The sequence below is a fragment of the Paenibacillus sp. LPE1-1-1.1 genome (assembly GCF_040676435.1).
GTDB lineage: Bacteria > Bacillota > Bacilli > Paenibacillales > Paenibacillaceae > Pristimantibacillus.
Map to the genome: position 1 here is coordinate 409,788 of NZ_JBEGHY010000034.1, position 11,836 is coordinate 421,623.

Consider the following 11,836-nt stretch of genomic DNA (forward strand, 5'->3'; position numbering starts at 1 on the left):
AGTTATGCGGTCGACCAGGCCTTGGCCAGCAGCCCAATGCCTTGCTCGATCTCTTTATCCGTCAACCCGCCGAAGCCAAGGTAGATCCTCGGTGCGCCGCCGTATGAGGCGGCAGGGTTAGGAGAGGCGTAGACCTTCACATCCTCAGCCGCGGCCAGCTGAACCAGCTCATCGGCGCTTTTATCGGTATTTACCGTTAATTCGATATGAAGGCCGTTAGACTCCCCGTTGATAACGGTCTGATCCGATAAATGAACGTCTATGCATTGTAGGAGCCTAGCAAGCTTCTTGCGGTAGATATTGCGCATCTTCCGGACATGACGATACCAATGGCCGCGTTCCATGAAAAGCTGCATCGCCCATTGATCGATTCGTGAAGGACAGGAGAGCGCGTATTGGTTGGATTGAAGCTTAGCGGCCAGCTGCAGGGGCATAACCATATAATTCATTCGCAATGCCGGCGTAAAAGCTTTGGAATAGGTGCCGATATAAATAACGGCGCCGTGCTCATCTAAGCTTTGAAGCGAAGGAAGCGTTTTGCCGGCATAACGGAATTCACCGTCATAATCATCCTCGATAATAAAGGCGCGGTTACGAACTGCCCAGTTCAATAACATCTGCCGGGTTGCGTAAGGCAGCGGGCTTGCCGAGGGCCGGTGAGAGGGAGTGAGATAAAGCGCTCGAAGGCTCCTTTTCTCTAATTCCGCGACCAGCAGCTCTTTGCTGTGGAAAGGTACGGGAACTCCTTCAAAGCCATGCTGCGCAAAGATAGCGCCCACCTGCGCAATACCGGATTCTTCAACTGCAATCGCGCCTCCCCCGTCCAAAAGCCGGGAAAGAATCTGAATGCTATAGGTAAGACTTGCGCCGATGATGATTTGTTCCGGCAAACAGTTAATGCCCCTGGCGCGCTTCAAATAGCGGGCCAGTTGCAGCCGTAAGCCGTATTCGCCCTGCGGGTCACCGTATTGATGGACGCTGCTAAAGTGAAGGGACAGCGCCTCATGGAGAACGGATTTCCATGGGCGAAGGGGGAAGGAGTCACCGTCTACGGCGAGCAAGTTGAAATCAATTACTTTCTCCTTATGAAGGGGCTGCGGGCCGGCATGCCGATGCACAGCCGGCTGTTCTATGGCAGAAGGCTTAGCCGTCTTGCTCTCGGCGCCAGGGGCAGCTTGCGGATGAATGACAAACAAGCCTGCGCGCGGCTTGCTGTAGACATAGCCCTCTTCGAGCAGCATATGATAGGCCGTTTCAATGGTAGTTTTGCTTAATTTGGTTTGCTCGCGGAGAGAGCGGATAGACGGCAATTTTGTGCCGTCCTGAAGAGCGCCATCCTGAATGAGCCCGCGGATATGCCGATATAAAGACAAATATAAAGGGTGATGATCATCCTTGGGAAGTGTCATTTCCATTTCCGTAACCACGCAATCTGACCCTTAAATTAAGCTTATATCTGGCACTTTTTCAGGGGTCAATACTAGTATATGCTTTGACAAAGGCTTACATCAATCATCTACTACGATCAGGGAGCAGGGAGAATATGAACCGGATAGAAGGAACGGTTGAAGGGAGATTATCGGCATTTGGCATCGTGCTTCCTCAGGCGAGTGATCCGGCAGCCAAATACGCGAACTATGTTTTCTCGAACGGATTGCTATTCGTTTCGGGAAAAGGACCGGCGGGTGCGGTAAGAGGAAAGCTTGGCCGGGATTTTTCGACGGAGGAGGGGTATCAATTTGCAAGGCTGGCAGGGTTAGAGGTTCTCGCCGTATTGAAAAATGCTTTGGGCAATTTGGATAACGTCAGGCAGGTGGTGAAGGTGCAAGGCTTTGTGAATGCGGACACGAACTACGAGGAGCATCACAAGGTGCTGAACGGGTTCTCTGATTTAATGCTGGAGGTTTTCGGCGAGAAGGGCCTTCATGCCCGTTCGGTTTTGGGCGCAAGTTCATTAAGGGATCAACTGCCCGTCATCGTCGAATCCGTATTTGAGGTTGCAATGGATGGACAACTGCCGGGTGCTGCCGAGCAAGGTTCCTCTGTTTCAATATATTGACGTTGCATTTGCCTTCACATTCCCTTAACATTAATGCTTAGATTAGCCGTCATGACATGACGGTTATTTTCTATTGCACATGCATGAATTATTAAGGAGTGAAGGGGCTTGGAACTGATTTCGAAACGTTACGGCCGATCACCGTTTATCGTTATATTTATAATGATGATGCTGAAAATGCTGCTTTTCAGGCATTTTGTTTTTCAAGGCATTCAGGCAGACCGCTTGCTGACGGATGCGGCGTCGATATTGACCCTGCTGCTGATAACTGAACTGGTTACCTCCGCGAAATGGAGAGGAACCGTATTCCATATCCTGAATGCGGTGCTGTCGCTGCTATTATTTGCTTCTACGGTCTATTTCAGCTATTACGGGACCGTACCGACCTACACCGCTCTGCATGGACTCGATCAGGTGCTGCAGATACGCACGAGTGTAGGGTCGATTATTCAAACATCTTTTTATATTTATTTCGTTGATATGATCGTGTTTGCGGTTATATCCATTGTTAACCGTATCAAAGGTATCCGCAGCGAAGGGAGCAGACGGATCGCTAGACCAAGGATTGCAGTCGTTGCGTTTATCCTGAGCATCGCCATATCGGGCGGATACATTTGGTCGGGCAGCGCCATCCCGAATGAGATCGTGCAAGCCGAGAGCCTTGGCTTTCTCGATTATCAGGTCGCGGCAGCCATTCATGCGAAAAAAGAGAAAGACGCACTTAAAAACGGAAGCGTAGAGGAGACGGCAGCCAGCGCGGATGCGCTTCAGGTGTCTTATTTCAATCAAGCGGAGAATGCGGTCGAAGCGGGAACTCCCAATTACTTCGGCTTTGCCAAAGGCAAAAACGTCATCGTCATTCAAATGGAGGCGTTCCAAAATTTCGCGATCAACCTGTCGGTTGGCGGGAAGCCGGTTACTCCGGTGCTTAACGGGCTGGCGAAGGAAAGTTTCTACTTCCCAAATTTCTTCCAGCAGATCGGGCAGGGAAACACATCGGATGCCGAATTCATGTCGAACACGTCTATTTATCCGACTGGCGTCATCGCGATGTCTACTGGATACGGCGATAAGGTTCTGCCGAGCCTTCCGAGATTGCTTGGCGGACATGGTTATGAATCGAATACCTTCCACATCAATGATGTGGCATTCTGGGATCGCAACCGGATGTATCCTGCTTTAGGTTTTACGAAATACTATGATAAGCCATCATTCGAAAACGATCATTTTAACAGCTTCGGCGCTTCGGATGAGGAGCTCTACAGGGTTGGTCTAGAAAAGCTGCAAGCGTTGAAGCAGCAAAATAAACCGTTTTATGCGCAGTTCGTGACCACATCCAGCCATCACCCGTTCAAGGTGCCGAGCGCGCAGCAGCGGATTGCAATGCCGGATTCCCTGCAGGATACGCAGCTGGGCGATTATTTAACATCGCTTAATTATACGGATTACGCCCTAGGTGAATTTATTAAAGGGCTTAAAGCAAGCGGCTTATGGGAAGATACGGTTTTGGTCGCTTACGGCGATCATTCCGGCTTGCAGACGAAGGACAACGACCCTGCATGGGTCAGCGAGCAGCTTGGCATCAACTATGACGGGGAAGTCAGCCGCTTCAACATTCCGTTGTTTGTCCATGTGCCGGGTGCGGAGGGCAAGGTTGTCGATCAGGTAGGCGGTCAGGTGGATATTATGCCTACCGTCTCCAATTTGCTTGGCGTATCCTTGAAGGACGAAGGATATACCGCCTTTGGCCAGGATTTGCTGAATACCTCGCACAATGTCATTGGCATGAGATATTATCTACCAACCGGTTCGTTTTTCAACAATGACATTTTATTCGTTCCGGGCAAAGGCTTCGAGGACGGAACGGCTGTCGATATTAGGACGAGAAAGCCCGTGGCTGAGTTCAGCCAATACCGGGCCGACTATGATTATATATTAGAGCTGATGAAGCTTTCGGATGATTATGTCCGTTTGCTGCCGAAGCGTGCGCCATAAATGCTGTTTTAACGCCCCCGTCCGCTTGGACGGGGGCGTTTTTTTATTTTATGAGAAATTATAAGCTTTAATGGCGGGTGGCAATGAGTTAATATGGATATAGCAACAAATAATGATTCAATTCCAATAAACGTAAGGAATCGATGTGACATGCGGATTGGTTTTTTTGACTCAGGGATCGGCGGGCTCACCGTACTGGCGGAGGCGCTTCGCAGGCTCCCTGACAAGGATTTTCTTTATATGGCGGACACGCTGCATGTTCCCTACGGCACGAAAGCCGAGGAGGACGTGAAGGCTTATATTTTCGATACGGTCGGAATGATGATGAATGAGGGCATAGACGCTTTGGTCGTAGCCTGCAATACGGCGACCAGCATCGCGATAAACGAGCTAAGAGAGCGCTACTCGCTTCCCATCGTCGGGATGGAGCCCGCGGTTAAGCCGGCAGTGGAAATGAACCGCGCAACGGGCAAAAGGGTGCTTGTCTTCGCAACGCCTTTAACGCTGCAGCTGCCCAAATATTATGCGCTCGTTTCCCGCGTAGATGACATGGGCATTGTGGATTCCCTTCCTCTTCCGGAGCTGGTGCACTACTGCGAATCGCTGCAATTCGATAAAGCGGTCATGAATGAATATTTTCTCTCTAAGCTTGCCAGCTATGATTTGAACGATTACGGAATCATCGTGCTCGGATGTACGCATTACCCGTTCTATAAGGAAATATTGAGGGAGCTGCTGCCGCCTCATATTGAAATCGTAGACGGCAACGTGGGGACCGTGAAGCGGTTGTCGGCCTTGCTGAACCGCTATGGCATCGCTGGAGGCGGAGGGAACGGGGACGTTCGGTTTATGTGCTCCGGCCATGAACCGGCTTATATCGTTAAAATGCAAAAGGCACTGGCCTTTTTGCGTGAAAGAGACGCTTTAACGGAGACGCTTCCAACCTAAGACCACAAAAATAGGGTGTGTTAAAAGGCTATTGCCTTTTAACACACCCTATTTTCATTTCTTCAAAAAAAGGTAGGAAACGGGGGCATGCAACGACATCCATTATTCTTGGATTAAATTAATAGGATGAAGAAGCCATTCTCCCTCTCCTATTTATGAAAATAATTGTAGGTATATTTGTTAATAATAAGCAGTGATTATTAACAGAGGGGGATGATTGCATGAAATACCTGAAAAATCGAGACCTAAAATCATTGGAATCGGGAACCCTTACCATTGAGTTAAAACCGGGAGAAGTCGAACTCAAAATCGCTCAAATTCATGAACATTTATCTCATACGGAAGACCTGAAGATTCAAATGCACGTATTTAACAACCAAGCATGCGCATTGTTATATTTAGAAGCACTTGTAAACATTGAGTTAATTCAAACCAGTATTATTAAACCTTTGCTGGAATCAAACTCTGGAGATATAGAACGGTTTGTAAATGCAATCGAAGTCGTGAAATCATCCAATGTGGTTCAGATAGGAAAATTTTTACTTGATGGATTTTGCGTTGTTGTCATGGGGAATGATTCAGCCGCAGTCATGATGCCAGTCGCACAATCGCAAGGCCGATCAATCGAAGAACCCAGGACCGAACAAATCATTAAGGGATCGCATGAAGGTTTTATCGAAAGTTTAAGCACTAATATTTATTTGCTCCGCAATCGAATCAAAAGTCCAAAATTGAAGGTGAAGTATTTCACCTTAGGCAGTGTCACGAATACGAAAGTAGCACTCCTTTATATGGATAACATAGCCGATCCCAAAATCGTCGAGGAATGTTTGAAAAGGATTTCGGCGATCGATCTCGACTATTTGTATTCCGTTGGCAACATTGATGAGATGATCGAAGAACACCCGTTTTCTCCTTTTCCGCAAACGATACAGACCGAAAGGCCTGATCGGGCAGTTTCTTACCTAATGGAGGGGAAAATCACTGTAGTCGTTGACGGCAGCCCAAGTGTTTTGGTTCTGCCGATTACTTTTTTTTCGTTTTACCAATCCCCGGATGATTATAACAGCCGATGGCTAATCGGTTCATTTTATCGGTACATTCGTTTAATTAGTTTTATTTTGGCCACTTGTTTACCAGCGATCTATATTGCGATCGTATCGTACCATTCCGAAGTGCTTCCTATCGGAATTTTATATTCCGTTAAGGTTTCCTTAACCTACGTTCCGTTGCCGCCGATCTTGGAGGCACTCCTTATGCAAACCATCCTTGAATTGCTGAAAGAGGCAGCGATCCGGTTACCTTCAACTATAGCCCAAACGATTGGCATTGTCGGGGGGTTAGTCATAGGTACGGCCGTAGTGGAAGCCCAACTGGTTTCTCATACGATGATTGTTGTCATCGGATTGACGGCGATTGCATCTTTCGCAACCCCATTAAACGAGTTTGGAACCAGCTTAAGAGTGTTGGGCTTTCCAACCATGCTGGCCGCAGCTTTGTTTGGCTTTTTCGGAATTTCCATCATGATGATGGTCATCTTCATTCACCTATGCAAGATAGAGATTTTGGGAATACCTTATTTCACACCATTTGGTCCTTTTGACGGGAAGCAAAATTTTAAAGATATTTTCCTGAGACTTCCATTATGGACGGTCAATAAAGACTCGCAAAACGGTAAAACCAGTCCCTTAAAACAGTTATTTTTCGGGAGGTGGAAGCGAACTTGAATACTACGATAAACAGATCCCAATTGTTTTTCTTGATCATCAAAACACAAATTGGAATCGGGCTCTTATCCTTGCCTTCGAAAATACAAAGTTCGGCTAAAGGCGATGCATGGATCTCGGTTCTTGTGGCTGGGGCGGCCATTCAGCTATTGCTTATCGTATATTGGCAGCTGCTTAAAAAATTTCCTAACCACACCTTAAGTGAAATTACGGTACGAGTGTTTGGAGCTTATATGGGCAAGACTCTAAACCTCATTTATTATGTTTTTTTTATTCTCATAGCGGGTTACGCGAGTACGCTCTATGTCCAGCTGGTTCAAACTTGGATGCTCTCCATGACACCCGGTTGGGTTCTGCTCCTGCTCATCATAGGGACCGGCATATATCTGGCTCTTGAAAATTTGCGTGTCATTGCAAGGTTTTTTGTATTAACTTCTGTACTATTCGGTTTGTTGATCTTGATCAGTTTTTTAAATTTTAATAACGAGGTGCAAGTTTCAAATATTTTGCCAATAGGCGAATCGGGTTTTGTGCAAATTTTAAAGGGAAGTGAAAAAACTTTTTTTTCAATGCTCGGTTTTGAAGTGATCCTCTATTTCTTTGCACAAGTGCAAGGCGACCGGAAAGGTATGCTCCGTGTTGTCACTTTAGCTAATTGTTTTGTCACCTTATTTTATACCTATTTTGTTTTCATTTGCCTGATTGGATTTAGTCCTAAAGCATTAGAACAAGTGAATGAACCGGTTTTGTATATCTTTAAAGGGTTATCTTATCAGCTGTTTGACCGCTTGGACCTAATCTTTTTAAGCATTTGGATTGTTCCAATGACCGCCACCATTGTTTCTTATCTATGCCTAGCCGGAAAAAGTCTAACAACAAATCAAAGTTCATATCGAAGGCTTGTGTGGATCAGCGGCTTGCTTGTCTATCTCATAGGGTGGTATTTATCCACATTGGAGAATATTGATTTTTTCTCTAAATGGTTGCAATATGGATACCTTATTATGATTGCACCCTTGCCCATTTTGTTGTGGTTGGTGTCCTTCCTGCTAAATAATAATGAAAAGGTTGGGTCAGCTTGAGAAAAAAATGTTTTCTTGCGGTCTGTATAGGTTTATTTTCAATGCTCCTAACGGGGTGTTGGGACCTTCAATTGTTAATCAAGAAAAAAATGATAAACGGGATTAGCTTTGATGCTGCTAAAGATGGCCAATTGGCTGGGTCGGTTAGCGCGGTCATCCTGAAGAGTAAAGGCAGCGGACAATTCGAAGTGAAGTCTGAACAGTTTCAAGCGACCGGGGATTCCGTTTTTAATGTGGGTTCTATTATTGACAGTATGCTTCCAGGCACCATAGAAGCAAGCAAGACTCATGTTTTAATCGTCGGGGAAGATTTAGCAAAGCGTGGCATTATGTCCCTTTTGGAGTTTTTTTACCGGTATCCAAAAGGTTATCTGGCATCGGATGTACTAATAAGCAAGGGACTAGCTTCCGAAGTTTTATCTTTTGAAACTACAGAAAATAGTCCTGCCGCTTATAGTATTAAACAAATGGTTGATGGATCAGAAAGCAGGACGATTGTACCGAAGCAAAATCTGTTCACCTTGTGGAGTCAAATCACTGACCCAGGTGTTGATGCGGTTTTGCCCATGATACATAAAACGAAAAATAAAGCGTTAGTCGTGGATAGCATCGCATTATTTAATGGAACCAAATTTACCGGAGCATCTTTGTCTCGTGACGAAAGTACAATGTTATTGCTTTTAATGGATAAGCTAAACAAACATGCATTTATGGAAATACCACTAAAACAGAGCTCTGAAGAGAGCAAGTTTAAAGAAACGACCGCTAATATGATTACTTTTGAAGCCCGGAAAGTAAAGAGGTCATTTAAAGTGTCTGTCAATAAAAACACGCAAGAAATCGAATGTTCATTAAAAGTTGACCTTTATGGCGCGATTAGCAGCTCCCCATCCCATATGGGTCGAAAAATCGATCGCGAGCAATTGAATCAGGAAATTTCCGCAATCTTGAGTAAACAGGCAGCAGAAGTTGCAAGCAAATTGCAGAAAGCGAATTGCGATGCTCTCGGAATCGGCAGAAAACTGAGAGTGAACCATTCGAATCTTTGGAAAAACATCGTCTGGAAAAACAAGCACAAGGATGTGCAGTTGAAGCCAAGTATTCAAGTTCATATTACAAGTACAGGCGTTATCCAATGAGCAAGACTTAGAGATCTTCCATTGTGAGCAGAACCGGGCAATGGTCGCTCCCGAGGATGTGACAGTCAATTTGCGCGTCGATCAGCTGCGGGCCGAGTCTTGCCGAAGCTAGGAAGTAGTCAATCCGCCAGCCCACATTCCTCTCGCGAACCTTCGGCATGAAGGACCACCAGCTGTATACTTCGGAACGGTCAGGATAAAAATGCCGGAACGTATCGAGGAAGCCGCCGTCCAGAAGCTCCGTCATCTTGCCGCGCTCCTCCAGCGTAAAGCCCGAGTTTCCGAGATTAGGCTTCGGATGCTTTAAATCGATTTCCCGATGCGCGACATTCAGATCGCCGCAAACGATCACGGGCTTCACGGCGTCAAGCGCCTGCAGGTAGCCGCGGAACCGGTTTTCCCATTCCAACCGGTAATCGAGCCGCGACAAATCGCGTTTGGCGTTAGGCGTGTATACGTTAACCAAATAGAAGCCCTCGAATTCAAGCGTAATAACGCGGCCCTCGGGCTCCGAGTTTTCCTCGATGCCGTAGTGGACGGAGAGGGGCTTTATTTTTGTGAAAACAGCCGTGCCCGAGTAGCCCTTCTTCACGGCGTAATTCCAATATTGCGAGTATTCCTCGCCAAGCTCCATGCTGATCTGGCCTTCTTGCAGCTTCGTTTCCTGCAGGCAGAAAATATCGGCGTCCGTTTCTTTGAAATAATCATAAAAGCCCTTCGTTACGCATGCCCTTAAACCATTTACATTCCAGGATACCAGCTTAATCATCATCTATCTCCTTGCGACCTGAATCGTTTTCTACTAGTTTATCATAGATTCGGCCGCGATTGGCTGTCATCGGCTGGCAGAAGCCTTTTAGAGGTTTTTCTGCGAATGATAGCCTCAATGACAATCAGATTAGGAATCCAGCAAAGCCAAGCCACGACAAGGTAACCCGACTCGAAATCCCCGAACAGCATGACAAGCGGCGCAAGCCAAATGCGAAGGGTAACACCCGCAAACGTAAGCGCATAGCTGCGGAGCATCCATTCGCGATGGGAATTGGCGTTCTTGGCCATTATTTTGCGTAAGCCGATCCATGTCGTTGCTACCCATAGAACATCCAGGGTGAAGAAGCCAAGTCCCGCAATCCAGCCGCCCGTTGCGAAAAAGGATAAATAGATGCCGGTAATGCCGCTCACGGCTATCGAGAGGACATAGACATAACCCAGCCTTTTATGCAGGCGCCCTCTAGGTTTGGACGGCTTTTGAAAAATTTGAAAGGGACCGATGACGAGCGCGAGCACAGCCGTCACGATATGGATGTAAAGCACATAGACCCAAGGCGTAAGCTTGAAGTCAGGCTCTAGAAGCTTTGCGGCCACGAGTCCGGCATCGCTGGCTTTAAAAAGGCTGTACTGCACAACAGCATAACCCGCTACCGCAAAAGCCAAGAAAAACACGAGCGCACGATTGATCTTTTTTCCCATAATGGCGATCACACTCTCTTTTTTAGAATTTTAATTGATCGGTGTTCAATAAAAGCGTAAAAAAATTAGTGCAGGCCGCGCAGCAGCAGCTGCACATGCAGGTAGGCCAGCTTAGAGACGTCCTCAAAGGACTGCGTGCTGGAAATGAAAAAGCTGACAAAGCCGTGAAGGGAGAGGAATAGGATCCAGATCATATCACCGTTTTCAGCATGCCCTGGGTTGATTACGAACAGGGACTTCTTCACTGCCTTTGCGAATTTCTCATAGCTTTCCGTCTTTGGCTTCATGGTGTAGCAGTCCAACTCGGGCTGCTGGATGAGAAACATCAGCTCGAACGATCGTTTATTCTCAAACCCAAACCGGATAAAGGCGATAAAGATCATCTCCAGCTGTTCTTGGCCGGCAAGGGGCGATTGGCTGACAGTCTCGTCAAGCAGCGTATTGAGCCGTGCAAAATCCTCCGCTGCCATCGCGCTGAACAAATCCGCTTTCTCGCGGAAATGGTAGTAGAGCGATCCCGGCGAATAGCCAAGCGACTTTGCGATGCCGCGCATGGAAACGTCGCGGTAGCCGAGCTGCGAGAATTGCTCTCTTGCAGTCTCCAGTATTCGTTCCTTGCTAAGCTCCTGATCTACAGCCTTACGTGGTGTCATGGGATCAAACTCTCCTTTTTTTGAACATTGTTCAATTAAAAATTTACCATATCCTTCATATTCATGTCAACCGTCTCATGAAAGCTTGGACAGGCCGCCGCGGAGAGTGTATCCTATTTTTATCCAGATCATCAAGGAGGACTTATGTTCAACCTCAAAACCTATTTAAGGAAGCCGCAAAGCCGCATCGAAGCCGAGTTTGGCCATGATTTGGAACAGTATGAACGAGTGTATAAAAACGAACGTGAGATATTATATATTCCTATTGATGACGATCTTGCCGCAAGTATGATAGATTGCGATGAGTTTTATGTTAACTATTTTGCAATGACCATCTTCATTCAATATAACGGCGCAAACGTGGTCGACCTCGACAACCCGTTTACCCCGGGTACATGTCTCTGGTTTGACTATTTAGCAATGATTGAACGTTATCTAGCGAATCAATATGCGGAGGGGCTCTATGGCATCGATTACTTCGAGATGCAAATGAAAGCATGCGGAAAAGACGAAATGGCATTTAGCATCTATTTATCTCATAACAAGGAAAGATTCGTGCATGCGGTCCTGCCCCAAAAGGCGTTTATCAAAGCTCTGCTGTATGAGCTGCACCATGTTTGGGAGAGATTGCATGAGCTGGGCGCGTTCGAGAGGGAAGCATTAAGGGATAAGAGGCATACTTTTCTTGGAGAGGAAACGATCATTCGCATTCAGCAATGCTTGAGCCAGCTGGATCCATAAGCCATAAAGAGCAGGAAGGGGA

General features: G+C 46.7%; 11 protein-coding genes. 7 read left to right on the top strand and 4 right to left on the bottom strand.

All coding sequences use genetic code 11. The features are described from left to right. Nucleotides 1-2: 2 nt before the first annotated feature. Nucleotides 3-1,427: a PLP-dependent aminotransferase family protein gene (locus MRBLPE1_RS24985; protein WP_364150636.1), complete on the bottom strand. Its 1,425-nt coding sequence runs from the start codon at nt 1,425-1,427 to the stop codon at nt 3-5. Between the two features lie 116 nt (nt 1,428-1,543). Here MRBLPE1_RS24985 and MRBLPE1_RS24990 point away from each other — a divergent pair, with 116 nt between their 5' ends. The 6 genes from MRBLPE1_RS24990 (at nt 1,544) to MRBLPE1_RS25015 (ending at nt 8,950) form a co-directional block, all read left to right on the top strand. Further along, nucleotides 1,544-2,059, top strand: coding sequence for a RidA family protein (locus MRBLPE1_RS24990; RefSeq protein ID WP_364150639.1), 516 nt, complete (start codon nt 1,544-1,546; stop codon nt 2,057-2,059). A 108-nt stretch (nt 2,060-2,167) separates the two neighbouring features. Continuing rightward, the gene (locus tag MRBLPE1_RS24995; RefSeq protein WP_364150642.1) at nt 2,168-4,054 is read left to right on the top strand and encodes an LTA synthase family protein; all 1,887 of its coding nucleotides are present in this window, start codon (nt 2,168-2,170) and stop codon (nt 4,052-4,054) included. Nucleotides 4,055-4,204: 150 nt separating this feature from the next. Then, a complete protein-coding gene (murI, locus tag MRBLPE1_RS25000; protein ID WP_364150645.1) occupies nt 4,205-5,002 on the top strand; it encodes a glutamate racemase in 798 nt (265 codons plus the stop codon). A gap of 221 nt (nt 5,003-5,223) precedes the next feature. Continuing rightward, nucleotides 5,224-6,729: a spore germination protein gene (locus MRBLPE1_RS25005; RefSeq protein ID WP_364150647.1), complete on the top strand. Its 1,506-nt coding sequence runs from the start codon at nt 5,224-5,226 to the stop codon at nt 6,727-6,729. Beyond that, nucleotides 6,726-7,811, top strand: a complete 1,086-nt coding sequence (locus tag MRBLPE1_RS25010; protein WP_364150649.1) for a GerAB/ArcD/ProY family transporter — start codon at nt 6,726-6,728, stop codon at nt 7,809-7,811. Before MRBLPE1_RS25005 ends, MRBLPE1_RS25010 begins: the two co-directional genes overlap by 4 nt. Continuing rightward, on the top strand, nt 7,808-8,950 hold the full coding sequence (locus MRBLPE1_RS25015) for a Ger(x)C family spore germination protein (RefSeq protein ID WP_364150652.1): 1,143 nt from the start codon (nt 7,808-7,810) through the stop codon (nt 8,948-8,950). Before MRBLPE1_RS25010 ends, MRBLPE1_RS25015 begins: the two co-directional genes overlap by 4 nt. 7 nt (nt 8,951-8,957) lie before the next feature. Here the strand turns inward: MRBLPE1_RS25015 and MRBLPE1_RS25020 are convergent, their stop codons facing one another. The 3 genes from MRBLPE1_RS25020 to MRBLPE1_RS25030 all read right to left on the bottom strand — a co-directional run bounded on the left by MRBLPE1_RS25020 (nt 8,958) and on the right by MRBLPE1_RS25030 (nt 11,073). Continuing rightward, nucleotides 8,958-9,716, bottom strand: coding sequence for an exodeoxyribonuclease III (locus MRBLPE1_RS25020; protein ID WP_364151508.1), 759 nt, complete (start codon nt 9,714-9,716; stop codon nt 8,958-8,960). 44 nt (nt 9,717-9,760) lie between these two features. Continuing rightward, nucleotides 9,761-10,420, bottom strand: coding sequence for a DUF2306 domain-containing protein (locus MRBLPE1_RS25025; RefSeq protein WP_364150655.1), 660 nt, complete (start codon nt 10,418-10,420; stop codon nt 9,761-9,763). A 65-nt stretch (nt 10,421-10,485) separates the two neighbouring features. Beyond that, nucleotides 10,486-11,073 carry a TetR/AcrR family transcriptional regulator gene (locus MRBLPE1_RS25030; RefSeq protein ID WP_364150658.1) on the bottom strand — a complete coding sequence of 196 codons (588 nt, stop codon included), beginning with the start codon at nt 11,071-11,073 and terminating at the stop codon, nt 10,486-10,488. 144 nt (nt 11,074-11,217) lie between these two features. Here MRBLPE1_RS25030 and MRBLPE1_RS25035 point away from each other — a divergent pair, with 144 nt between their 5' ends. Beyond that, nucleotides 11,218-11,814: a hypothetical protein gene (locus MRBLPE1_RS25035; RefSeq protein ID WP_364150661.1), complete on the top strand. Its 597-nt coding sequence runs from the start codon at nt 11,218-11,220 to the stop codon at nt 11,812-11,814. Nucleotides 11,815-11,836 lie beyond the last annotated feature (22 nt).

Coding starts and splice junctions, on each gene's coding strand:
- MRBLPE1_RS24990 (WP_364150639.1), top strand. CDS start 1,544: ATGAACCGGATAGAAGGAACGGTTGAAGGGAGATTATCGGCATTTGGC.
- murI (WP_364150645.1), top strand. CDS start 4,205: ATGCGGATTGGTTTTTTTGACTCAGGGATCGGCGGGCTCACCGTACTG.
- MRBLPE1_RS25005 (WP_364150647.1), top strand. CDS start 5,224: ATGAAATACCTGAAAAATCGAGACCTAAAATCATTGGAATCGGGAACC.
- MRBLPE1_RS25025 (WP_364150655.1), bottom strand. CDS start 10,420: ATGGGAAAAAAGATCAATCGTGCGCTCGTGTTTTTCTTGGCTTTTGCG.
- MRBLPE1_RS25030 (WP_364150658.1), bottom strand. CDS start 11,073: ATGACACCACGTAAGGCTGTAGATCAGGAGCTTAGCAAGGAACGAATA.
- MRBLPE1_RS25035 (WP_364150661.1), top strand. CDS start 11,218: ATGTTCAACCTCAAAACCTATTTAAGGAAGCCGCAAAGCCGCATCGAA.